Origin of the sequence: Amycolatopsis orientalis DSM 43388 (genome assembly GCF_000411975.1) — a bacterium.
Taxonomy (GTDB): Bacteria; Actinomycetota; Actinomycetes; order Mycobacteriales; family Pseudonocardiaceae; genus Amycolatopsis; species Amycolatopsis orientalis_D.
This window is the reverse complement of sequence record NZ_ASXG01000170.1, coordinates 19,365-43,012: the sequence shown is the minus strand read 5'-3', so window position 1 is coordinate 43,012 and position 23,648 is coordinate 19,365. Positions and strand designations below refer to the sequence as shown.

General features: G+C 69.6%; 21 protein-coding genes. 13 read left to right on the top strand and 8 right to left on the bottom strand.

Features of this window, described 5'->3' with window-relative positions:
- From L942_RS35570 to L942_RS35560, 3 genes are all read left to right on the top strand, one after another.
- Entirely contained in the window at positions 1-999 is a 999-nt protein-coding gene (locus tag L942_RS35570) for a C40 family peptidase (protein WP_037368772.1), read from the top strand.
- 121 nt (positions 1,000-1,120) lie between these two features.
- Complete coding sequence (locus L942_RS46070; protein ID WP_326929381.1) at positions 1,121-3,103, top strand: hypothetical protein; 1,983 nt, start codon at positions 1,121-1,123, stop codon at positions 3,101-3,103.
- 24 nt (positions 3,104-3,127) lie between these two features.
- Positions 3,128-3,325, top strand: a complete 198-nt coding sequence (locus tag L942_RS35560) for a hypothetical protein (protein WP_037368770.1) — start codon at positions 3,128-3,130, stop codon at positions 3,323-3,325.
- Positions 3,326-3,633: 308 nt separating this feature from the next.
- Here the strand turns inward: L942_RS35560 and L942_RS35555 are convergent, their stop codons facing one another.
- Positions 3,634-4,593: a nucleotide-binding protein gene (locus L942_RS35555; protein WP_037368768.1), complete on the bottom strand. Its 960-nt coding sequence runs from the start codon at positions 4,591-4,593 to the stop codon at positions 3,634-3,636.
- Between the two features lie 110 nt (positions 4,594-4,703).
- Here L942_RS35555 and L942_RS35550 point away from each other — a divergent pair, with 110 nt between their 5' ends.
- Positions 4,704-6,125: an RNB domain-containing ribonuclease gene (locus L942_RS35550; protein WP_440201361.1), complete on the top strand. Its 1,422-nt coding sequence runs from the start codon at positions 4,704-4,706 to the stop codon at positions 6,123-6,125.
- Positions 6,122-6,886 (top strand): helical backbone metal receptor, encoded by a 765-nt coding sequence (locus L942_RS35545; protein ID WP_037368766.1) that lies wholly within the window; start codon positions 6,122-6,124, stop codon positions 6,884-6,886. The genes L942_RS35550 and L942_RS35545 overlap by 4 nt, the downstream gene beginning before the upstream one ends.
- Here L942_RS35545 and L942_RS35540 read toward each other — a convergent pair.
- Both L942_RS35540 and gabT read right to left on the bottom strand, forming a co-directional pair.
- Entirely contained in the window at positions 6,867-8,294 is a 1,428-nt protein-coding gene (locus tag L942_RS35540; protein ID WP_037368764.1) for an aldehyde dehydrogenase family protein, read from the bottom strand. The genes L942_RS35545 and L942_RS35540 overlap by 20 nt on opposite strands.
- Positions 8,291-9,646 (bottom strand): 4-aminobutyrate--2-oxoglutarate transaminase, encoded by a 1,356-nt coding sequence (gene gabT, locus L942_RS35535; protein ID WP_037368762.1) that lies wholly within the window; start codon positions 9,644-9,646, stop codon positions 8,291-8,293. The genes L942_RS35540 and gabT overlap by 4 nt, the downstream gene beginning before the upstream one ends.
- 143 nt (positions 9,647-9,789) lie before the next feature.
- Here gabT and L942_RS35530 point away from each other — a divergent pair, with 143 nt between their 5' ends.
- Positions 9,790-11,211 (top strand): PucR family transcriptional regulator, encoded by a 1,422-nt coding sequence (locus tag L942_RS35530; RefSeq protein WP_037368760.1) that lies wholly within the window; start codon positions 9,790-9,792, stop codon positions 11,209-11,211.
- Here L942_RS35530 and L942_RS35525 read toward each other — a convergent pair.
- Together L942_RS35525 and L942_RS35520 are read right to left on the bottom strand one after the other, a co-directional pair.
- Positions 11,201-11,941: a cache domain-containing protein gene (locus L942_RS35525; RefSeq protein ID WP_037368874.1), complete on the bottom strand. Its 741-nt coding sequence runs from the start codon at positions 11,939-11,941 to the stop codon at positions 11,201-11,203. The two genes, L942_RS35530 and L942_RS35525, sit on opposite strands and share 11 nt — an antisense overlap.
- Before the next feature lie 32 nt (positions 11,942-11,973).
- Positions 11,974-12,717, bottom strand: coding sequence for a FadR/GntR family transcriptional regulator (locus L942_RS35520; RefSeq protein ID WP_037368758.1), 744 nt, complete (start codon positions 12,715-12,717; stop codon positions 11,974-11,976).
- Positions 12,718-12,830: 113 nt separating this feature from the next.
- Between L942_RS35520 and L942_RS35515 the strand changes: the two genes are divergently transcribed.
- The 5 genes from L942_RS35515 to L942_RS35495 all read left to right on the top strand — a co-directional run bounded on the left by L942_RS35515 (position 12,831) and on the right by L942_RS35495 (position 18,416).
- Positions 12,831-14,246, top strand: a complete 1,416-nt coding sequence (locus tag L942_RS35515) for a gamma-aminobutyraldehyde dehydrogenase (protein WP_037368756.1) — start codon at positions 12,831-12,833, stop codon at positions 14,244-14,246.
- Positions 14,247-14,278: 32 nt separating this feature from the next.
- On the top strand, positions 14,279-15,355 hold the full coding sequence (locus L942_RS35510; RefSeq protein WP_037368754.1) for an ABC transporter ATP-binding protein: 1,077 nt from the start codon (positions 14,279-14,281) through the stop codon (positions 15,353-15,355).
- Positions 15,356-15,381: 26 nt separating this feature from the next.
- Positions 15,382-16,590, top strand: coding sequence for an ABC transporter substrate-binding protein (locus L942_RS35505; RefSeq protein ID WP_037368752.1), 1,209 nt, complete (start codon positions 15,382-15,384; stop codon positions 16,588-16,590).
- 125 nt (positions 16,591-16,715) lie between these two features.
- The gene (locus L942_RS35500) at positions 16,716-17,597 is read left to right on the top strand and encodes an ABC transporter permease (protein ID WP_037368750.1); all 882 of its coding nucleotides are present in this window, start codon (positions 16,716-16,718) and stop codon (positions 17,595-17,597) included.
- A gap of 15 nt (positions 17,598-17,612) precedes the next feature.
- On the top strand, positions 17,613-18,416 hold the full coding sequence (locus L942_RS35495) for an ABC transporter permease (protein ID WP_409186781.1): 804 nt from the start codon (positions 17,613-17,615) through the stop codon (positions 18,414-18,416).
- Between the two features lie 64 nt (positions 18,417-18,480).
- Here L942_RS35495 and pip read toward each other — a convergent pair whose 3' ends face one another.
- Both pip and L942_RS35485 read right to left on the bottom strand, forming a co-directional pair.
- Positions 18,481-19,428, bottom strand: a complete 948-nt coding sequence (gene pip / locus L942_RS35490) for a prolyl aminopeptidase (protein WP_037368745.1) — start codon at positions 19,426-19,428, stop codon at positions 18,481-18,483.
- A gap of 96 nt (positions 19,429-19,524) precedes the next feature.
- Entirely contained in the window at positions 19,525-20,499 is a 975-nt protein-coding gene (locus L942_RS35485) for a right-handed parallel beta-helix repeat-containing protein (RefSeq protein WP_037368743.1), read from the bottom strand.
- Between the two features lie 234 nt (positions 20,500-20,733).
- Between L942_RS35485 and L942_RS35480 the strand changes: the two genes are divergently transcribed.
- On the top strand, positions 20,734-21,681 hold the full coding sequence (locus L942_RS35480) for an undecaprenyl-diphosphate phosphatase (RefSeq protein ID WP_037368742.1): 948 nt from the start codon (positions 20,734-20,736) through the stop codon (positions 21,679-21,681).
- A 73-nt stretch (positions 21,682-21,754) separates the two neighbouring features.
- A complete protein-coding gene (locus tag L942_RS35475; RefSeq protein WP_051166485.1) occupies positions 21,755-22,636 on the top strand; it encodes a cytochrome c oxidase assembly protein in 882 nt (293 codons plus the stop codon).
- 32 nt (positions 22,637-22,668) lie between these two features.
- Here L942_RS35475 and panB read toward each other — a convergent pair whose 3' ends face one another.
- Positions 22,669-23,559: a 3-methyl-2-oxobutanoate hydroxymethyltransferase gene (gene panB, locus L942_RS35470; RefSeq protein ID WP_037368739.1), complete on the bottom strand. Its 891-nt coding sequence runs from the start codon at positions 23,557-23,559 to the stop codon at positions 22,669-22,671.
- Positions 23,560-23,648 lie beyond the last annotated feature (89 nt).

The following is a 23,648-nucleotide window of genomic DNA, read 5'->3' as shown; positions in this document are numbered from 1 at the left end:
GTGAAGCTGGCCATTCTCGTCGCGGTGGTGATCGCCGCCGTTTTTGCCACCGTGCTCACCACCAACGTCGTGCAGAAGGCGGTGACCGACCAGCAGCAGGCCGCGGCCGGCGGGCTCGCGCTGACCTCGTGCGACGCCGCGATCGGCCCCACGCAGCCCGGACAGCCGGAGCAGGGCGGGGCGGACGCCGCCGAACTCGACCAGGAGTCGCGCAACACGGTCGCGCTGATCATTTCGATCGGCAAGCAGCGCAGCCTCTCGCCGCGCGCGTGGCAGGTCGCGATCCAGGCCGGGATGACCGAATCGCGGCTGCACAACGTGAACTACGGCGACCGCGATTCGCTCGGCATCTTCCAGATGCGCCCGTCGATGAACTGGGGCAGCCCGGCCCAGGTCACCGACCCGAATTACGCGATCAACAAATTCTTCGACGTCCTGCTCGCGGTCCCGGACTGGGAAAACCTGCGTCCCGGCGACGCGGCGCAGCGCGTCGAGCGATCCGGTTTCCCGGACCGTTACCACCGGTGGGAGGCCATGGCGGCCACGCTGGTGCAGAACCTGGGCCAGGTCGCCGACGTGGTCGGCTGCGGGCAGGGCATGGGCGCGGCGCTGCCGCCGAGCCAGGCCGCGGCGCAGGCGATCAAGTTCGCGCTCGGCGAGCAGGGCAAGCCCTACGTCTGGGGCGCGACCGGGCCGGATTCCTACGACTGCTCCGGCCTGATGCTGCGGGCCTACGAGTCGGCGGGCGTGATCCTGCCGCGGGTTTCGAAGGACCAGTACAAGGCGGGCGCGATGCTGCCGGTGCGCGAGGCGCAGCCCGGCGACCTGATTTTCCTCGCCACCGACCCGGCCGACCCGGCGACCATCCACCACGTCGCGATGTACCTGGGAGACGGCAAGATCGTCGAGGCCCAGCAGACCGGCGTGCCGGTGCACGTGCGCCCGTTCTCGTTCGACGAGCACGAAGTCGTGCCGCAGGCGGTGCGCCCCGGCGTCTAGCATGGGTGCGGGAGGCACCGGCTCTTGACCCGCGGATGCCCAGTGCCGCGGGTCCGGATTCACCCCGAAGTCGCGGCCTGTCCACGAGCACGTGGCCGCGCGCTGGCAGAGGATGGCACACGTGGCACGGAAATTCGGCAAGCGCGGCAAATCAGGCCAGAGCGAGCCCCAGGACCCGGCGGCGCTGTTCGGCGCACCGCAGCCGCCGCGTCAGTCCGCGCATCCCGCGTCCAGCACCCCGCTGGCGGACTTGCTGAACCAGGGGATGCCCGGCGTGGACGGCGGGTACGTCGTCCTGCCGCGTTCCCTGGCAGAGGGCATGTCGCTTCCGTGGCAGCAGCAGATGGCGGCCTTGCTGGCCCAGTTCCACGCCGAGCACGCCCGGCTGTCGTGGCCGGTGTACCGGGTGGTTCCGTCGCGCTACGAGCGCTTGGTGGATCTCGACGAGGAACAGCTCGCGGAGGCCGGCTACCTGGTGGAGATGGATGCCGAGGGGGAGATGGTCTACCGGGAACGGAGCGGCCGGAAGGTCCAGGACCCGGACCACACGACGGTGCTGGTGTCCTGCCTGGACCCGATCCCGCGCCCGGCCGCCGCCGGCCCGGCGCCTGCGGGGGAGGCTCCGCCGGCGGGCCCGCTGGCCGCGCCGGTGCCGATGAACATCGGTCCGGCACCGGTGTGGCGCTCGGTGCCGCACGGGACCGAGGGTTCGGCGGGGGAACCCGGCCCGTCCCCGGCAGCGGCTGGCCCGGTGGCGCGCCCGCCGGAAGACGCGGTGCGTAGCTCGGCGGATCCTGGCCAGGTCGCTCCTTCTCCGCCGGAAGAGCCGGTTCCGCCAGCTAAGCAGGCCCCCGAGCCGGTCCCTGCCGAGGCGACGGACCCGGTCGAACCTGCCGCTCCGCCTGCGCCCGAAGAGGCAGCGGACTCGCCCGTGCCCAGCGGGACGGCTCCATCCGTGCAGCCCGGAGCCCCCGCGCCGATCGATCCGCAATTGCGAGCGAGGCAGGCGTGGCAGCCGAAGCCGTACGTGCACGAGCCGCGTCAACCCGCCCGTCCGGCGGAAACGTTGCCGCCACAGGGGAATCCGGCTGGCCCGGCGCAGGGTCGGCATGAGGCGCCCCCGCTGTCCGGTTGGCAGGGACAGCCGGCGGCCCCGCACGGCCAGGTTCCTCAGCCCGGGGCGCAGCAGTACGGCGCGGTGCCTGCCCCTGCCCCGCAGACCTCGACCGGGCAACAGCCCCCGGTCGCGCCGGTGCAGCAGCCTTCGCCGACAGTTCCCACTGCGGAGTCGGCGAACCCGCCCGCTGCTGGGGCCGTGCAACCGGTTCCGCCGGTCAACGCTGAGGCGCAGCAGCCGGTTCCTGGTGGGAAGTCGGCGAACTCGCCCGCCTCCGGTTTTGCAGTCCCACCCGTGAATCCCCCGGCCCCCAGCTCGGAATCAAGCCCGTCCGCAGCGGTTCCGAATCCTCCAGCGCAGCATCAGCCGACGGCTCCTGCCTCGCCGAGCGCGGAGTCGCCGAACCTGCCCACAGCTGGGGCGGTGCAACCGGGACCCGCGAATCCTCCGGCACCGCATCAGCCGACGGTCCCTCCCGCACCTGGCGCGGAGTCGGCGAATCCGCCTGCACCGGTCCCGCCCGTGAACCAGCCGGTGCAGCATCAGCAGCCGTCAGCTCCTCCCGCGCCCAGCGTGGAGCCGCCAAATCCGCCCGCACCCGCCGCGCAGCCGACGAATCCGCCCGCGGCCGGTGCGCCGTTCCAGCTGCCGCAGCCCAGCGGACGTCGGCGGCCGACTGAGACCGGGCCGGACGGGCGGGCGTTGCCGGTCTTTCCGGGGCAAGAGACCGGCCCGTCCAGCCCGCCGCCGGCGCGGCCTCATCGGGACGAGCTGCCGGTCTTCCCAGGCAAGGAATCCGCCGTACCGCCGGTGCCGGACTACGGCGCTCCCACCCCGACCGACGACGCGGCGACCCCGCCCCGCGGCATCCCGGTCGGGGACGCTCGCGGGTGGTTCGACGAGCACCCTGACCACCAGGACGACGGCCCGGCCGACTTCGGGCCCACCGGGCAGCCGACCGAGGTCCCGTTCCGCTGGCGCAAGTGAGCGGACAGGTGTCAGGCTGAACGCATGTCTGACGACCCGAACCCCGACCAGGGCTGGTACTACAACACCCGCACCCACGAAGTCGAGCACCTGGAACGCAGCCGAGGAGTCGACCTCCTGGGCCCATACCCGGACGAAGCCACAGCCCGCCGCGCGCTCGACATCGCCCGCGAACGCACCCGGCAAGCCGACGCCGCCGACCGCGCCTGGGACGGCGACTGACAATCCGCGGACGAAGTCCCGGGTTCGCGCGGCTCTGTGGGCAGGTAGCGCGGCCGAGCGTGCTGGGGAACACCGGTTGCCGGAGAGGGGCCTCGGTTCGCGAGTCTGGCGGGCTGGAGAGCCAAGGCGGCCGACCGCGCCTCGTGGAGCAAGCCTCGGGTTTGCGCGAGTCTCGTCGGCCGGGGGCGGCCGACCGGGGGCGGCGATTGACTGTCCGCAAGCATGCGCCAGGAACCCGCGACAGCGCGAAACCGCCGACCGGACAGCGCGTCCGGTCGGCGGCAGGCACCTTCACCACCCGAGGAGAGTCACCTGGCCACCAAAGCCGGGTCCAGCACGAATTCCGGATCCACCTGCTGCTCCAGGTCCGCCCCCACGCGCCCGTTGCCCCAGGCGCGCGCGTTCCGCAGGTGGAATTCCACGCCCTGCCGCTGATAGCGCGCCCAATCTCGCGGCGTGGCGTCCACCAGGTCCTGCATCGCGGACAGCGTCGCCAGGTTGTGTGGTTCCAGTTCGCCGATCGGCCGGGTCTTGCCGCGTTCGGCGGCTCGGACGTGGCCGGACGTGGTCAGCCAGCCCAGCAGTGCCGAGCCCAGTTGTTCGGTCAGGAAGTCGACGTCGTCGCTGTCGGTGACCTTGTTCCCGAGCGCGACCAGGTGAACGCCGAAGTCCCGGGCGTGCTCCGCGTACTGCCGGTAGACCCCGACGCTGCGCAGGGTCGGTTCGCACACCAGGAACGTCACGTCGAAGCGGGTGAACAGGCCGGAAGCGAACGCGTCGGCGCCGGCGGTCATGTCCATCACCACGTACTCGTCCGCGCCGTCCACCAGGTGGTTCAGCAGCAGCTCGGCCGCGCCGACCTTCGAGTGGTAGCAGGCCACGCCCAGGTCGTCCTCGTCGAACTGGCCGGTGACGCCCAGCCGGACGCCGCCGAGCGGGCGGAAGCAGGCGTCGAAGACGGGGTTGTCCTCGAAGGGCCGCACGAGCCGCGAACCCCGGCCGGGCGGGGTCGTCTTGATCATCGCGTCGGCGGACGGGATCCGCGGGTTGTCGCCGCGCAGGTAGTCCTTGATCAGCGGCATGTGGTCGCCGAGCGTCGGCCACGCCAGTGCCTGCTCCTCGGTCGCGCCGAGGGCCACCGCGAGGTGCTGGTTGATGTCGGCGTCGATGGCCAGCACCGGTTTGCCCGCAGCGGCCAGATAAGAGACGAACAGCGACGAAAGCGTGGTCTTCCCGCTGCCGCCCTTGCCGACGAACGCGATCTTCACCGATCCGGCCCCTTCTGAACATGAAGACGATTGTCAATGTCAGGCAGGCTACACCCGACCGGCCCGCGCCCGAACGGGCGATCACCGGCGGTTCGGCGGGATAGTGTTGGATCGTGCCGCCACTCGTGCTGAGGACGTCAGCGTCGGGAGGGGACTTCGGTCGTCTCCGGACGGAGTTCGCGCTGCCGGAGTCGTTCGGGCCCGCGGTGCTCGCGGAGGCCGAGGCGGCGGTGGTCGATCCGCTCGCGTCGGCGGGCGGCCGCGAGGACGCCACCGGCCTGCCGTTCGTCACGATCGATCCGCCCGGGTCCAAGGACCTCGACCAGGCGATGGTGCTCGAGCGGCGCGGCAGCGGCTTCCGGGTGCAGTACGCGATCGCGGACCTGGCGGCGTTCGTCCCGCCCGGCGGGGCGCTCGACCACGAGGCGCGGCGGCGCGGGCAGACGCTGTACCTGCCGGACGGCAATGTTCCGCTGCATCCGCCGGTGCTGTCCGAGGGCGCGGCCAGCCTGCTGCCCGGCGAGGTGCGGCCGGCGGTGTTGTGGACCATCGATGTCGACGAGGCCGGCGAAATCGTCGCCACGCGGGTCCGGCGGGCGCTGGTGCGGTCCACGGAGCAATTTGATTACGAAGGAGTCCAGGCGTCCCTGGACGCGGGGCGGCCGCATCCGTCGGTGGCGGCGTTGCCGGAGCTCGGCCGGTTGCGGCGAAGCCTCGCGGTGCGGCGCGGCGCGGTCGAACTGCAGTTGCCGGAGCAGGAAATCAGCGGCGACGTCGACGGCGGCTGGGTCCTCGCGCGCCGCCCGCGGACGGCCGTCGACGCCTGGAACGCCGAGATCTCGCTGCTCACCGGGATGGCCGCGGCGCGGATCATGATCGACGCCGGGATCGGGGTGCTGCGGACGCTGCCGTCCCCGGAGCCGGACGCGGTGGAATGGCTGCGCCGGTCCGCGACGGCGGTCGGGCTGGCTTGGCCGGTCGAGCTGACCGTGTCCGAGTTCCTGTCTACTTTGGACCCGGGGCAGCCGTCGTCGATGGCGCTGTACGCGGACACCACGCGGTTGTTGCGCGGCGCGGGATACACGGCCTTCGCCGGGGAACTGCCCGCGGTTACCACGCACGCGGGGATCGGCGGAGCGTACGCGCACGTCACAGCGCCGATCCGGCGGCTCGTCGACCGGTTCGGCACCGAGGTGTGCCTGGCGGTTACTGCTGGCCGTGAGGTGCCGGATTGGGTGCGGGAAGCGCTGTCCGAGGTGCCGGCGCAGATGTCCGCTTCGGACAGTCTGGCGGCACGGGTCGAGCGGGCGTGCATAGATCAGGTCGAAGCGTGGGTACTCGCTGAGCAGGTGGGTCGCGAGTTCACCGCGGTGGTGTTGCGCGCGGACGAGAGCCGGGCGGAGATCCTGGTCGAGAATCCGCCGGTGATGGCGAAGTGCTCCGGCGAGGAGTTCCCGGAGGGCGAGCGGATCGCGGTGCGGCTGACCGAAGTGGACGTCGAGCAGCGGAAGGTGTCGTTCGAACGGGTATGAGGAACGCGGAACTGGTCGATGATCTCGGCGAGCCGGTGCCGATCGAGGGCCCGCCGAAGCGCGTGGTGTCGCTGGTGCCGTCGCTGACCGAGGCGGTCGAGGCGAGCGCGCCGGGGCGGCTGGTCGGTGCCACGGATTACTGCACGCATCCGGCCGATCTGGACGTGGCGCGGGTCGGCGGGTCGAAGTACCCGAAGCTGGACCGGGTGCTGGCGCTCGAACCGGACCTGGTGCTGGCGAACTCCGAGGAGAACCGGCCCGAGGACGTGGAAACCTTGCGGGCCAACGGGATTCCGGTGTTCGTGATGGCCGCGGCGGAGTCGGTGCCCGCCGCGCTCGGGTCGTTGCGGCGGATTTTCGGCCAGGTGTACGGGATCGACGAACCGGAATGGCTCGACACCGCGGACGAGCTGTGGCGCGAGGTGCAGCCGGTGCGCTACCGGGCGGTGATTCCGGTGTGGCGCAAACCGTGGATCGTGCTGGGCCGCGACACCTTCGCCGGAGACGTGCTGCGCCGGGTCGGGGTCGAGAACGTCTATTCCGGACACTCCGAGCGCTATCCCCGGCCGTCGCTGGAAGAACTCCAGAAGACCGGGGCCGACCTGGTCGTACTGCCCGACGAGCCGTACGAGTTCACCCAGGACGACGGCCCCGGCTTCTTCCCGGAGATGCGCCCGGTGCTGCTGTCCGGGCGCTACCTCACGTGGTACGGACCGTCTCTCGTGGACGCCTACGCGGCGCTCAGAGAGTCAATCCAGTAAGGACAGTCACGCGCTCCTCGGTGAAGTCCGCCATCGCCGCGGCCGGGCCTTCCCGGCCGACGCCGGAGTCCTTCACGCCGCCGTAGGGCATCTGGTCGGCGCGGAAGCTCGGCACGTCGCCGATCAGCACGCCGCCCACCTTGAGCCGGGCGGACACGTCGAACGCGGTCGGCAGGTCGCGGGTGAACACCCCGGTCTGCAACCCGAACCGCGACGCGTTGATCCGCTCGACCCCGTCGTCCACAGAGGACACCCGGACCAGCGAGACCACCGGGCCGAACACCTCGTCCGCCATCACCGAGACGTCCTCGGGCACCTCGGAGAGCACGGTCGGCTCCACCGTCGCGCCCGACCGGCCGCCGCCGGTCAGCAGCTTCGCGCCGGCGACCACCGCGTCGGTGACCCAGGATTCGACCCGCGCCGCGGCCGCCTCGTTGACCAGCGGGCCCACGTCGACGCCGTCCTCGCGCGGGTTTCCGGTGCGCAGCGCGGCGACCTGCTCCAGCACCTTCTGCTGCAGCTCGTCGTAGACGTCGGTGTGCGCGTACACGCGCTGCACCGAAATGCACGACTGGCCGGCCTGGTACATGGCGAACGTCGCGATGCGCTGCGCGGCGAAGTCCAGGTCCGTCCAATCCGGACAGACCAGCACCGCGCCGTTGCCGCCGAGTTCCAGCGCGACGTGCTTGCGCGGCACGCTGTCGCGGATCGCCCAGCCGACCGGCACCGAGCCGGTGAAGGACACGACGGGCAGCCGCGGGTCCTTGACCAGTTCGGCGGTCGCGTCGTTTCCCAGCGGCAGGATCGACCAGCTGCCCGCCGGAAGATCGGTCTCGGCGAGGAGTTCGCCGAGCAGCAGCGCGGTCAGCGGCGTCGCCGGGGCGGGCTTGAGCACGATCGGCGCGCCGACCGCGATGGCTGGCGCGACCTTGTGCGCCACCAGGTTCAGCGGGAAGTTGAACGGCGTGATGCCCAGCACCGGACCGCGTGGCACGCGCCGGACGAGCGCCAGCCGTCCGGTGCCGCCCGGATCGGTGTCGAGGCGCTGCAGGTCGCCGGAGAACCGGCGGGCTTCCTCGGACGCCCAGCGGAACGTCGAAACCGCACGGCCGACCTCGCCGCGCGACCACTTCAGCGGCTTGCCCGATTCGGCGGTGATCAGCTGCGCGATCTCCTCCGTCCGTTCGGAAAGCCGCCGCGAAATGTGGTCGAGCGCGCCCGCTCGGACGTGCGCGGGCAGCGTCGCGAACTCGTCGGCGACGTCCGCCGCGGCCTGCACCGCACTCTCCACTTCGGACGGTCCGGGCACGTAGTGCGCACCGGCTTCGGAACCGTCGAAGGAATGCCGGACGACGGTAGTTTCGCTGCTGGTTACCGGCTTTCCGGCCACCCAGAACGGAAAAGTCACTTGCGGGCCTCCGTGGCGATCGCGTACTCGAGAACGGCGAGGCCTTCGTCGAGCAGTTCGTTGGACAGGGACAGCGGGGGAAGCAGCCGGACGACGTTGCCGTACGTGCCGCAGGTCAGCACCACGACGCCCTGTGCGTGACAGGCGGCGGCGATGCGCTTCGTGAGGTCCGCGTCCGGTTCGTTCGTGCCCGGCTTGACGAACTCGGCCGCCAGCATCGCGCCGCGTCCGCGGACATCGCCGATCACGCCGGTTTCCTCGGCCAGCGCCCGAAGCCGCGGCAGCACCAGTTCTTCGATGCGCTTCGCGGAACCGGTCAGGCCGTCGCTCCGCATGGTCTCGATCGCGCCCAGCGCCGCGGCGCACGCGATCGGGTTGCCGCCGTAGGTGCCGCCGAGCCCGCCCGGGCCGACCGCGTCGAGCAGCTCGGCCCGCCCGGTCACCGCGGCGAGCGGCAGGCCGCCCGCGATGCCCTTGGCCGTGCAGACCAGGTCCGGGACGACGTCCTCGTGCTGCGAGGCGAACCAGTTGCCGGTGCGGCAGAAGCCGGTCTGCACCTCGTCGGCGACGAACACGACGCCGTTCGCCTGGCACCACGCCGAAATCGCGGGCAGGAAGCCGGGGGCGGGCTCGATGAACCCGCCCTCGCCCTGGATCGGTTCGAGCACGACCGCCGCGACCTGGTCGCCGCCGATCTGCTTCTCGATCCGGTCGATCGCCTGCCGCGCGGCCTCCGGGCCGGCCAGCCCGTCGCGGTACGGGTACGAGCCCGGCACGCGGTACACCTCGGGCGCGAACGGGCCGAATCCGTGCTTGTAGGGCACCGATTTCGCGGTCATGCCCATGGTCAGGTTGGTGCGGCCGTGGTAGGCGTGGTCGAACACGACGACGGCCTGGCGACCGGTGGCGGTGCGGGCGATCTTCACCGCGTTCTCGACCGCTTCCGCGCCGGAGTTGAACAGCACCGACTTCTTCGCGTGGTCGCCCGGCGTCAGCGCGGCCAGCGCCTCGCACACCTCCACGTAGCCCTCGTACGGGGTGACCATGAAGCAGGTGTGGGTGAACAGCGAAGCCTGCTCGCGGACCCGGTCGACCACCTCGGGCGCGGAGTGCCCGACGCTCGTCACGGCGATGCCGGAACCGAAGTCGATCAGCACGTTGCCGTCGGCGTCGGTGAGCAGGCCGCCGCTGGCGGAGGTGATGTATGCGGGCAGCGTCGACGCGACCCCGGCGGCGACCGCGTTCGCGCGGCGCTCTTGCAGCGCGCGGGAAACCGGCCCGGGGATCTCGGTCTGCAGCCTGCGCTGCCGGGGTGCCGGAGCCTGCGGCTCGGCGGCGGTGCTGGTGGTCACGGGCGCTCCTGCGGCACGGTCGTGAGCGGTGCTCCCGGATGGAACCGCTCACGAGCTTTGGGTGGGTCGCCCTCAGGATGGGGCCTGCGCCGCCCGCCGTCAGCTGGCCGTTCTGTCCAACTTGGTGGCTATAATTGGCCGTTATGGCACTCACCTTGCGGGCGCTGGCCGCCGAACCCGCCCTCGGCCTGCGCGTCGTCGCGGGCGAGGCCGGGCTCGACCGGCCCATCGGCTGGGTGCACCCCACCGAGCTGAGCGACCCGCGGAGCTTCCTCGAAGGCGGGGAACTGCTGCTCACGACCGGTCTGACGCTCTACAGCGCGACGTACGCGCCCTATCTCCGACGGTTGGTCGATGCAGACGTCGCGGGGCTCGGCTTCGGCGTCGGGCTGAGCCATGCCAAGGTGCCGGACGCACTGGTGGCGGTCGCCGACGAAGTCGGGTTGCCGGTGCTGGAGGTGCCGCGGAAGACTCCGTTCATCGCGATCACGCGTGCGGTGTCCCGGTCGGTCGCGGCGGACGAGTATGCCGCGACGGTGCGGATCGGCCGCGCCCAGCAGGAACTGACCCGGACCGCGGTCGGGCGCGGCGGTGCCGGGGGAGTGGTGCGTCGGCTCGCGCGGCTCATCGACGGCTGGGTGGTGCTGTACGACTCGGCCGGACGGATGCGGGAGGCGTCGCCGGCCAAAGCGCGCAATGTCGAACTGGACGTCACCAGTCTTCGCGCGGGCACTCGCGTGGTGTCCCATGGCGAGGATGAGGTCGTGCTCCAGACCCTGCATACGCGGGGCACGTTGGCGGTCGGCACCGCGGAACCGTTGGACAGCACCGGACGGCACATCGTCAACACGGCGGTCTCGTTGCTTTCCCTTGCCCTGGAGCAGGATCGAGCGCAGCGGCTTTCGCTGTCCCAGCTGCACACCGGCGTGCTGGAACTGCTCGCAGCCGGACACGACCAGCTGGCCCGCCAGGTGGTGCCGGGCCTTCCGCGCGAGCCGTGGACGGTGCTCGCGGTCGCCGGAAGCAAGGCCGCCCGGAACACGCTGTACGAACGGCTGGAAACCCTTGCCGGGCAAGTGTTCGCCGCGCATCGCGGGGACAAGCTGATCGTGCTGGCGGAGAACGACGACGTGCGCGCGATCGTCGCGGAGACCGGGGAATTCCACAGTGGACTGTCGGTGGCGAGCGAATTTCCCACCGCGCTACGGCAGGCGGAGGAAGCGGCCGAGGCGGCCCGGACGCAGCGCGTGGAGCTGCTCCGCTACGCCGACCACGCCGGAGCCGGTCTGCTGGGCTTGCTCGATCGCCAAGCCGCGCAAGCGTTTTCCAGCCAGCTCCTCGCGCCGGTGCGGGAGTTCGACCGGACCGGCCGCGGTGACCTGGAGCGGTCCCTGCGCTGCTGGCTCGAACACCACGGCCACTGGGATCTCGCCGCGACGAAGCTCGGCGTGCACCGGCACACGTTGCGCAACCGGGTCACCAAAGCGGCTGAACTGCTGCGCCGGGACCTCGACGCGCCCGGCGTCCGCGCGGAACTGTGGTTCGCCCTGCAGGTCAGGTCGTGACCAGCAGCGTGATCGGCGAATCCCCGCACCGCCGCAAGGTCGTCCCGCCCGGCGCCGTGTACGGTTCCGCGCCGGAGGCCCACCAGGCCGGCACGTCGATTTCGCGCACCAGCGACCCGGTCGCCTTCCGCACGCTGTTCGAGACGATCACCCGGCCCTGCGCGTTGAGCAGCGCGGCGGTCCGGCCGAGCGCGCGCAGCCGGCGACTCACCGTGCGCTCGAACTCGCGCACATACACGTCCGCACCAACGACTCCGGCGAATTCCTCACCGCGGGTAACGGGAACGGTAAAGGTCAGCGTGTACTCGTCGGTGCAGAGATAGTCCACGTATGGCCCATTGACATGCCGCCGCCCGCTGTCGCGCGGGACGGTGAACCACGATTGCCGCGTGTAGTCCAGGAAATTCGGGCTCTCCGGATCGAGGCTGATGAACAGCTGTTCCGGCGAACCGTCGTCGGTGCGGCAGGAAGTCCACCATTCGAAGCCGAGTTCCTGATCTGCCAGGACATTCGGCGCGCTCACGAAGCCCGCGCCGACGACGAGTCCGCCGAGCGCCTCGATGACCTGCGGCCGGATCGCGTGCAGCGCCTCGGCGGAGAGGTCGCCGGAGTCGGCGAGCAGCGTCTCGGCGGCGGCCAGAACTGGTTTCAGGCGCGCGAAAACCTCCTCGACGAGGGAGGAAACCTGGGTCACTACCTCTTCGCCGGTCAGCGTGCGGGTGTCGGTCACGATGCTCACCTCGTGATGCGGGTCATCGGAGCTTACGGCGTTTCGAGGGACAGGTGCAGATCCGCGAGCCGGTCGAGCGCTCCGAGGAGGTGGTCTTCGGTCAAGGCGCGCGCCCGATCGCCGTCGGCCGAGGCGATCGCGGAGACGATCGCCTGGTGCTCAGCGTAGGACCCCTGGCAGGTTTCCTTGTCGCCGAGGGGCGCCCAAAGCAATACGCCGTGTTCGCTCTGCAGCTGAACTTCCTGGTTGGTGAGCCGCGGGGACTGCGCGGCGGCCGCGACTTCGAGGTGGAAGTGCCGTTCCGCGCGGGTCGCGTCGGGGCCGGTCGCGCCGAGGAGGTCTTCCGCGGTGAGCCGCAGCCGTTCGAGGTCTTCGGGGGTGCTGCGTTCGGCGGCGAGTTTCGCCGCCGAGCCCGCGACGGCGAGGTAGTGGTCGCCGAAGTCGCGAAGTTCAGCCATGGAGACCAATCGCAGGCGCTCGGCCCACGAACTCTGCGCGGGCCAGTCCGGGGTGCGCACGAAGCTGCCGCCGCCGCGTCCGCGCCGCGTTTCGACGAGACCCTGCTGCCGCAGCACCGCGAGCGCCTCGCGCACGGTGACCGTGGAGACGCGGAACTGTGCGGCGAGTTCGGCCTCGCTCGGCAACTGCTCGGCGTCGTCGAGGAGACCGAGCGTGATGGCGTCGAACAGCCGCGCCGCGACCGCCTCCGCGCGCCCCACCTGTTCCAGCGGAGCGAACATCGCCAGTCGTGCGCTGTTCGACATCTCCTTGCGCATCGTTGGTCCACCCGTCTCGGCATCCGTTGGAGCCAATCCTGCCCCAGGGCCTTGTCATTTGAAATATGGAGTTATATGTTTCATCCTGCCACGGAGAGTCAGGAGGCGCACGCGTGCAGGAGTTGAAGCACTACGTCGGCGGGACCTACGTCGACTCGCTGTCCGGAAAGGTCGCGGAAATCGTCGACCCGGTTACCGGCCGTGCGTACTGCACCGCGCCGGTGGCCGGCGCCGAGGACGTGGACCGCGCGCTCAAGGTCGCCGCGGAAGCGTTCGAAACCTGGCGCGAGACCACCCCGGCGCAGCGGCAGCTCGCACTGCTGAAGATCGCGGACGCGATCGAGGCGCGCGGCGAGGAAATCATCCGCGTCGAAGCGCAGGACACCGGCAAGCCGTTCGCGCTGACCATGGAGGAGGAGCTGCCAGCGGTCATCGACCAGGTGCGCTTCTTCGCCGGTGCCGCGCGCGTGCTCGAAGGCCGTTCGGCCGGCGAGTACATGGAAGGCCACACGTCGTTCATCCGCCGCGAGCCGGTCGGCGTCTGCGCGCAGGTGACGCCCTGGAACTACCCGCTGATGATGGCGATCTGGAAGATCGCGCCGGCGCTCGCCGCGGGCAACACCATCGTGCTCAAGCCGTCCGACACCACGCCCGCGTCCACGCTGCTGCTCGCCGAGATCTGCGGCGAGCATCTGCCCGCGGGCGTGTTCAATGTGATCTGCGGCGACCGCGACACCGGACGGGCGCTGGTGGAGCACGACATTCCGGCGATGGTGTCGATCACCGGCTCGGTGCGAGCGGGTATCGAGGTCGCCGGTTCGGCCGCGCACGACGTCAAGCGCGTGCACCTCGAACTGGGCGGCAAGGCCCCGGTGATCGTGTTCCCGGACGCCGACCTCGAAGCGGCCGCCGAAGCCATCGCCGCGGCGGGGTATTTCAACGCCGGCCAGGACTGCACCGCCGCCACGCGCGTGCTGGTGCACGAGGACGTGCACGACACTTTCGTGAACGCGCTCACCCGCCAGGCCGAGGCGAACAAGACCGGGACCGGCGACGACGTCGCGTTCGGTCCGCTCAACAACGCCGCACAGCTGGAAAAGGTCTCCGGCTTCATCGACCGGCTGCCCGGGCACGCGACCGTCCACTGTGGAGGGCGGCGGTCCGGCGACGAGGGCTACTTCTACGAGGCCACCGTGGTTTCCGGGCTCCGGCAGGACGACGAGATCATCCAGAACGAGGTCTTCGGCCCGGTCATCACGGTGCAGCGGTTCGCCGAGGAGGACGAAGCGCTCAAGCACGCCAACGGGGTTCCCTACGGCCTGGCCTCCTCGGTGTGGACCAAGGACCACCAGCGCGCCATGAAATTCTCGGCGAAACTCGACTTCGGGTGCGTGTGGATCAACACGCACATTCCGCTCGTGGCCGAGATGCCGCACGGCGGGTTCAAGCGGTCCGGCTACGGCAAGGACCTCTCGCTGTACGGCCTCGAGGACTACACCCGCGTCAAGCACGTGATGAGTGCGCTGTAGCCGTCGTGACCAGATCCATCGGAAGGCCTGTCATGCCCCATCAAGCCCCCGCCGAGACCCGGCCGCCGGGAAGGCGTCCGCAGTCCGCGCAGCCGGCGATCCGGCTCACCGGACTGGAAAAGCACTTCGACAAGGTGCGCGCCGTGGACGGGGTCGACCTCGACATCCCGCCGGGCGAGTTCTTCTCGATGCTCGGCCCGTCCGGTTCCGGCAAGACCACCGTGCTGCGGATGATCGCCGGGTTCGAGCTGCCCACCGCGGGCACGATCGAACTCGAAGGCAAGGACGTGAGCCAGCTGGCTCCGTTCGACCGCGACGTGAACACGGTTTTCCAGGACTACGCGCTCTTCCCGCACATGACCGTGCAGCAGAACGTGGAGTACGGCCTGAAGGTGAAGCGGGTCGGCAAAGCCGAACGCCGCGAGCGCGCGAAGGAAGCGCTGCGCACGGTGCGGCTGGAGGACTACGGCGATCGCAAACCGTCGCAGATGTCCGGCGGGCAGCGGCAGCGTGTAGCACTTGCGCGCGCTCTCGTGAATCGCCCGAAAGTGTTGCTTTTGGACGAACCCCTTGGCGCGCTTGACCTGAAGCTGCGCCAGACCATGCAGGTCGAGCTCAAGCAGATCCAGCGCGAGGTCGGCATCACCTTCGTCTTCGTCACCCACGACCAGGACGAGGCGCTCACGATGAGCGACCGGATCGCCGTGTTCAACGCGGGCCGCATCGAACAGGTCGGTACTCCGGTCGAGGTGTACGAACGCCCGGCAAGTGCTTTCGTGGCAGGGTTTGTCGGCACGTCGAACCTGCTCAGCGGGCGCGGTGCCGAGGCGGTGATCGGCAGGCCGGGCGTGTACAGCATCCGGCCGGAGAAGATCCGCATCGACGGCGACCTCGCGTCACCGGCGGGCCCCGGCGAGACGTCCGCGACCGGTTCGGTGACGGATGTCGTTTATGCCGGGTCGACGGTGCGCTACGCTGTCGCGCTCGATGCCGGGGGCCAATTGTCCGTTGTCCGCCAGAACACCAGCGAGCCGACCGAGTTCGCCGACGGTCGCGTTCGCCTGCGCTGGCGCCGCGAACACAGTTTCCGGGTCCCCGAAGCCGGCTAGTTCCTCACGGGAAGGTTTCTCTCGCTATGAAGAACAGGAAGACGCTGCTCGCAGGGCTGTGCGGCGTGAGCCTCCTGCTCGCTGCCTGCGGCACCTCGGGCTCCGACTCCAAGACGGGGTCGGCGCCGGGCGCGCAGGGCTTCACGCCGCCGAAGCTGGCCGCGCTGACGCAGCTCGGCCAGCCGGAAGGCCAGCTGAACGTGCTCGCGTGGCCCGGTTACGCGGAAAACGGCTCGAACGACGCGAAAGTCAACTGGGTCACGCCGTTCGAGCAGCAGACCGGATGCAAGGTCAACGTCAAGCCGTTCGGCACCTCGGACGAGGCCGTGACGCTGATGAAGACCGGGCAGTACGACGTGGTTTCGGCGTCCGGCGACGCCTCGCTGCGGCTCGTCGCCTCGGGCGACGTCGAGCCGGTCAACACCGCGCTGGTCCCGAGCTACAACGACATCTACCCGTTCCTCAAGAACAAGTCGTGGAACAGCGTCAACAACGTCGCCTACGGCATTCCGCACGGCTGGGGCGCGAACGTCCTGGCCTACCGCACCGACAAGGTGCAGCCGGAGCCGAAGTCGTGGTCGCCGATGTTCGACGAGAAGTCGCAGTTCAAGGGCAAGGTCATCGCGTACGACTCGCCGATCTACATCGCCGACGCCGCGCTGTACCTGATGGCGCACCAGCCGGACCTCGGCATCAAGAACCCGTACGCGCTGGACGACAAGCAGTTCAAGGCGGCGACGGACCTGCTCAAGAAGCAGCGTCCGCTGGTCGAGGAGTACTGGTCGGACTACCTCAAGGAAACGCAGTCGCTCAAGAGCGGCGACGGCGTGATCGGCACCGCCTGGCAGGTGACGGTGAACCTCGCGAAGAGCGAGGGCGCGCCGGTGGCGGCCACGGTGCCGAGCGAAGGGGCGACCGGCTGGTCGGACACCTGGATGGTGGCCACGAAGTCGCAGCACAAGACGTGCGCGTACAAGTGGATGGACTACATCACGAGCCCGAAGGTGAACGCCCAGGTCGCCGAGTACTTCGGCGAGGCCCCGGCGAACTCCAAGGCCTGCGCGGAGTTCAAGGACAAGTCGCTGTGCGACACCTACCACGCCAACGACGCCGCGTACGCCGCCAAGATCCAGTACTGGACCACGCCGATCCCGCAGTGCCTCGACGGCCGCACGGACGTCAAGTGCAAGGACTACGGCGACTGGACCCGGGCCTGGACCGAGATCAAGGGCTGATCGACTCTCGCGGATGCCGGTTCCCACCGCGCCGGCATCCGTGAGTCCGCCGGGGGTCGCGGGCCCTCCCCAATGTTCCCGCGGCCCCCGGCTTTTCTCCCTTCCGCACCCGAAAGCGCAAAGACATGACCGCCGTGAGCCCGCCGAGTCACCGCATCTCGGCTTTCTTCCACCGCAAACCCAAGCTGCGCCTCGGCCTGCTCCTCACCGCTCCGATGCTCTGGCTCGGCCTGGCCTACCTCGGCGCGCTCGCCGCCCTCTTCATCACGGCCTTCTGGTCCACCGACGTCTTCACCGGCAAGGTGGTCACCGACTGGTCCTTCGACAACTTCGTCACCCTTTTCAGTGATTCTGTTTATCGCACGATCACGTTCCGCACAGTCGGCATCGCGCTGCTGGTGACGGTGATCGACGCGGTGATCGCGTTCCCGATGGCCTTCGCGATGGCCAAGCTCGCGTCGCCCAAGGCGCAGCGCGTGCTCGTGATCATGGTGATGACGCCGCTGTGGGCGAGCTACCTGGTGAAGGCGTACGCGTGGCGGACCCTGTTGTCCGGCAACGGCGTCCTCAACTGGCTGCTCAACCCGCTCGGCATTTCCGGCCCGGGGTACGGCGTCGCCGCGACCGTGATCACGCTGTCCTACCTTTGGCTTCCGTACATGATCCTGCCGATCTACGCGGGCCTCGAACGGCTGCCGGAGTCCTTGGTGGACGCTTCCGGCGACCTCGGCGCGAAATCGTTCCGCACGTTCCGTTCGGTGATCCTCCCGCTGACTTTCCCGGCGATCGTCGCCGGATCGATCTTCACCTTCTCGCTGTCGCTCGGCGACTACATCGCGGTGAAGATCGTCGGCGGCACCTCGCAGATGCTCGGAAACGTCGTGTACGACAACATCGGCGCGGCCAACAACCTGCCGTTCGCCGCGACCGTCGCGACGGTCCCGGTCGTGATCATGCTCGTCTACCTGGCCGCGGTGCGTCGGACCGGCGCGCTGGACAACCTCTAGGAGACCGCCGTGCGGATGTCGAAACCCGCCCGGGTGCTGCTGTGGACCGCGCTCGGCGCCGGATTCGCGGTGATCTATTTCCCGCTGCTGGTGGTCCTGCTGAACTCGGTGAACGCCGACACGACGTTCGGGTGGCCGCCGAAGAGCTTCACGCTGGAATGGTGGGGCCGGGCGATCACCAACGAGGGCGCGCTGCACGCCTTGTGGACCAGCGTCGTCGCCGGGCTCTCGGCGACCGCGATCGCGCTGGTGCTCGGCACGATGGCCGCGTTCGCGCTGCAGAAGTACCGGTTTTTCGGCCGGAACTCGCTGTCGCTGCTGGTGATCCTGCCGATCGCGCTGCCCGGCATCGTCACCGGCATCGCGCTGAACAACGCGTTCCGGACGATCTTCGGCCTCGATCTCGGCCTCATGACGGCGATCGTCGCGCATGCCACGTTCTGCATCGTGGTGGTGTTCAACAACGTCGTCGCCCGGTTGCGCCGGATGGGCGGGAACCTCGAAGAAGCGTCGATGGACCTCGGCGCGGACGGCATGACGACGTTCCGGCTCGTGACGTTCCCGATGCTGCGCTCCGCGTTGCTGGCCGGCGGGTTGCTGGCGTTCGCGCTGTCGTTCGACGAGATCATCGTGACGACCTTCACGCTCGGCACCGGCATGGAGACGCTGCCGATCTGGATCTACAACAACCTGTTCCGGCCGAACCAGGCCCCGGTGGTCAACGTGGTCGCGGCGGTGCTGATCATCGTCTCGACGGTGCCGGTTTACCTGGCACAGCGGCTTTCCGGCGGCGACAGCTCCAGCGGCGGCCGGATCTAGCTCCGAAGGTCCGTGAAGGACTCCTTGCGGGAATCTGCTTCCCGCAAGGAGTCCTTCACGGCTTTCAGCGGAAGCTGTCGGTCGCCTCGCGGAGCGCGGCGAGGATGCCGGGGTCGGTGACGGCGTGGCCCGCGGATTCGGTGAGTTTCAACGTCGACCCGGGCCAGGCCCGATGCAGCTGATACGCCGTGATCGGCGGGCAGACCGCGTCGTAACGCCCTTGCACCAAGACGCCCGGAATTCCTTCGAGCTTCCCCGCGTCGCGGATCAGCTGGCCTTCTTCGAGCCACGCGCCGTGCTGGAAGTAGTGCACCGCAAGGCGGGCGAACGTCAACGCGAACTGCGGATTCGCGTACTGGTGCACAAAGGACTGTTGCGGCAGCAACGCCACCGTCGCGCCTTCCCAGACGCTCCAAGCGATCGCGGCTCGTTCGCGTACTGCGCGGTCGGGGGAGTGCAGCAGTTCGGCGTACCCGGCGAGCGGATCCTCCCGCTGGCGTTCGTCCAGCGGTTCCAGGAAGGCGTCCCACTCCGCGGGGAAGAGATTCGCCGCGCCGCCGCGGTACAGCCAGTCCAGTTCCCGCTGCCGCACGGTGAAAACGCCGCGCAAGACCATTTCGGACACTCGCGAGGGGTGGGTTTCCGCGTACGCCAGGGCGAGCGTCGAACCCCACGACCCGCCGAACAGCTGCCAGCGCTCGATGTTCAGCCGTTCGCGCAGCTTCTCCATATCGGAGACCAAGTGCCACAAGGTGTTCGCCGAAAGGTCGTCGTCGCCCGCGTTCGGCGTGCTGCGGCCGGCGCCGCGCTGGTCGAACAGGATGATCCGGTACGCCTCCGGGTCGAAATGCCGCCGGGTCATCGGGGCGGTGCCGCTTCCCGGCCCGCCGTGCAGCACCACCACCGGCTTCCCCTTCGGGTTCCCGGCTTCCTGGCAGTAGATCCGGTGCCCGTCGCCGACGTCCAGCATTCCGTCGGCGCGCACCGGGGTCGGCGGGTAAAGCTCGTCCATACCGGACACTCTTCCCGAAGGCTTCCGGCTTCCGGAAAGGAGGGTGGGGGCCCGCCCCCGCCGCCGGGCTGAGCGGGCCCCCGTCTGTGATCGCGGTCAGCAGCCTGGAGTCGCGGCTACGTTCGCGAAGCCCTTCCCGGCGTTCGTCACCGTGTTGCTGGCGCAGACCTTGTTCCCGGTGGCCGCCTTGACCACGTAGAACCCGTAGGCCGAGGGCGCCTGCACGTCCGCGGTGTTGTCCGAGAAGGTGTTGTTCTGGCCCCAGCCGTCGAGCTGCACGTGGACTTCGAACGCGCCGTAGGTCGCGTCGTGCACGAAGACCTTGCTGCCCTTGTTGCCGGTGACCAGGTATCCGTTGCCCTTCACGTCGACCCAGCTGTCGGCGTAGTTCTCGCCGCTCTGGCCGGTGCCGTCGAAGGTGTTGCCGCGCAGTTCGCCGCCGGTGGTGCCTTCCTTGACGTCGATCGATTCCGCGCGCACGTTCGGCCCGATCTTGTTGCCGATCGCCTTGTTGCGGTCGCTGTGGTCGGGCTGGCCGCCCGGCCAGTTGCTCGTGGCCGAACCGAAGTAGATCCCCTCGCCGAACCCGCCGTTTTCCTTGCCGGTGTCGGAGATCTCGGAGTTCTGCACGACGTTGTCGCTGCTGCCGTGCTGGAAGTGGATGCCCTCGTTGCCGATGCCGGTCACCTTGAGCCCGTCGATGAGCGTGTGGTTGACGCCGAGCGCCATCACGCCCTTCTGGCCGCCGGTGACGGTGAACCCGGACAGCGTCCAGTAGCTGCCGGTCAGCTCGATGGTGCGGCCGCCGGACGCCTGCACGACGGCGCTGCGCGGGCCGGTGAGTGTGATGCGCCCGTTCGCGGTGCCGTTGGCGGCGGCCTTGAAGTTGCCGGTGTAGGTGGTGTTCGGGGCCAGCTGGATCGTGGTGCCCGGCTTGGCCGAGGCCAGCGCCGTCTTCAGCTCGGCGGAGTTCTTGACCGGGACGGTCCCGGCGGACGCCGCGGGTGTGGCGAGTGCGAGCAATGCTGCGGCTCCGGCGGTGGCCGCCAGAACCCGGTCGCGGACGCGCATTCCAACCCTCCTCGTCGAGGCTCGATGACTTCGGATGCGGCGTGCGCTCACGCTAAGACATCGAGAGAACACTGGTCAAGTACATGATTGGTGTTCATGGATGTGAACAGAATGAACAGCGGGTGGCCGGGAAGTGTCGCCTGCGGCTGTTCCCGCCCGGCTTGCTCGGAGTTAACCCGACTCCCGGTAGCTTTTCCGCGGAATGCCCGAACTGCGGCGAGAAAGGCTTCGTGAATGTCCGCGGTCAGCTACCTCGAGTCCATTGTCGTCGGCGCTTTGCAAGGCGTGTCGGAATTGTTTCCGGTGTCCAGTCTCGGGCACAGCGTCCTGTTGCCCGCGCTCGTCGGCGGAAGCTGGGGACGCGACCTGAGCATCGGAAAGGATTCGCCGTATCTCGCCGTGCTGGTGGCGATGCACGTCGCCACCGCGATCGCGCTGATCCTCTTCTTCCGGCGCGACTGGGTGCGCATCGTCACCGGCCTGTGGACCTCGATCCGTCATCGCGAGGTCCGCACGGCCGACCAGCGGCTCGCGTGGCTGCTCGTCCTCGCCACGATCCCGGTCGGGATCGCCGGGCTGCTGCTGGAAAGCCTGCTGCGCGACTTTCTCGGCAAACCGGTGCCGTCCGCGATCTTCCTGGCGCTCAACGGCGGCGTGCTCTACGCCGCGGAGAAGTTCTCCCGCAAGCCCGCGCCGGCGGTCGCGCGCGAGGAGGAGACGATCGACTTCAGCGCCGAGGACACGATGGTGATGCGCGCGGTGACCGTCGACGAGGCCACCGACGTCCGGCTGTCGAAGCTGAGCGTGAAGGAGGCCGTGCTCATCGGTTCGGCGCAGATTTTGGCTCTGCTGCCCGGGATCAGCCGCTCCGGCATCACCATGGTGGCCGGTCTGCGCCGCGGCCTCGACCACGAGGACGCCGCCCGGTTCGCCTGGCTGCTGGCGACCCCGGTGATCCTCGCCGCGGGCGCGCTGAAGATGCCGACGCTCTTCACCCCGGAGAACAAGCCGTCGCTCGGGCCGGCGCTGGTCGGCAGTGTGGTGGCGTTCGCGGCGTCCTATATTTCTGTCCGTTTTCTGACGAAATACTTTGAAACGCGCACCTTGACCCCCTTCGCCATCTACTGCGCGGTCGCCGGAATCGGCAGCCTGATCTTCTTCTCGGTGTCAGGGGCGGCGTAAGGCGCGATTTCGCCGGGTGCACACTGAACGCATCGAAATCGTGCCTGACCTGCCGCCGCTGAGCGGATCGACGATGGTGACGGCCTGGACCTTCGACGTCCCGGCCGTCCTCGTCGCGCTCGCGCTCGGCGTCGGCTATGTCGCCGCTTCGCGCCGGCAGGAATGGCCGGCTGGCCGGACCGTGGCGTTCCTCTCCGGGCTGGCCACGCTCGTCCTCGTGACGTGCTCGTTCCTCGGTGTCTACGACACAACGCTGTTCTGGGTACGCGCCACGCAGAACACCGTGCTGCTGATGGTCACGCCGCTGCTGCTCGCGCTCGGCGCGCCCGTGACGCTCCTGATGCGCACCGCGCCGCCCAAGCTCGCGACGTGGCTGCGTACGCACGGCCGCGGTCGCTTCGCGCAGTTCATTACTTTCCCGCTGTGCGTCACCGTGGTGTTGATCGCGCCGTTCCTGCTCATCTACCTCACGCCGCTGTACGAGCTTTCGCTTGACTCAGCGGTCGTCGGCGGCCTTGTGCGCGTCGCGCTCGTACTGGCCGGCTTCCTGTACTTCTACAGCCGCGTGCAACTCGACCCGACGCCGCGCAACGGCTCACATCTGGTGTCGGTGTGGATCTCGTTCACCGAAGTGGTGTTCGACGGCGCGCTCGGCCTCGTGCTGTGGCTCGGCCCGCTGCTCGCGCCCGCGCACTACGACGCGGTGCACCGCGACTGGGGACCGGACCGGCGCACTGACCAGATCATCGGCGCGGGCGTCCTGTGGATCGGCGGGGACGTCGCCGGGCTGCCGTTCGTCGGCGCGCTCTTCATCAGGTGGGCGCGCGACGACGAGAAGCGGGCGAAACGGCTCGACCGGAAACTGGACGAGGAGGCAGCGGCAGGCGAGGCACCGGCGAAGGGATTGTGGTGGGAGAACGATCCGGAGCTCTCCGAACGGTTCCGCCGCTCGTGAGTGCCGGCTCGCACCGGCACTCACGAGGCAGCTCAGTGGAACGCGTGCTCCGGGGCCGGGAACTCACCGCGCCGCACGTCCTCGGCGAACGCCGTCGCGGCGCTCTGCAGCACCCCCGCGACGTCGGCGTACCGCTTCACGAACCGCGGCGCCTTGCCCCGGCGCAGCCCGGCCATGTCCTGCCAGACCAGCACCTGGGCGTCACAGTCCGGGCCGGCGCCGATGCCGACCGTCGGGATCTTCAGCTCGTGCGTGACGCGCTTGGCCGCCTCGGCGGGGACCATCTCCATCACGACCGCGAACGCGCCGGCTTCCTGCAGGGCCAGCGCGTCGGCGAGCAGCTTTTCCGCCGCTTCGCCGCGCCCCTGCACCCGGTAGCCGCCGAGGTTGTGCTCGCTCTGCGGGGTGAACCCGATGTGGCCCATGACCGGGATTCCGGCCGAGGTGAGCGCTTCGACGTGCGCCGCGAACCGGCGTCCGCCCTCGAGCTTGACCGCGTGCGCGCGGCCCTCCTTCATGAACCGGACGGACGTGGCCAGCGCCTGCTCCGGGGACAGCTGGTACGAGCCGAACGGCAGATCGGCCACCACGAGCGCCCGCTTCGCCGCCCGGGTGACCGAGCGGACCAGCGGGAGCAGCTCGTCGACCGTGACCGGCAGCGACGTGTCGTAACCGAACACGTTGTTCGCCGCGGAGTCGCCGACCAGCAGCACGGGGATGCCTGCTTCGTCGAAAAGCTCGGCGGTATACATGTCGTAAGCGGTGAGCATCGGCCACGGTTCGCCGCGGTCCTTCAGCTCGCGCAGATGGTGAATCCGGACTTTTCGCGGCTTGCTCGGGCCGGCGCTGTTCGCGGGGCCGGTGCCGTACGGGGCGGCCACCTCGCCGGCGGCGCCCTCGGGCTGGGCAGACTGGGCAGACATCGTCGTCGACCGTCCTTCCCTCGAGGCCTCGCGGAGGTCCCCGGGTCGTGGAGTCAGTACTGGACACAGCGTGACACGCTCGCGGGAGG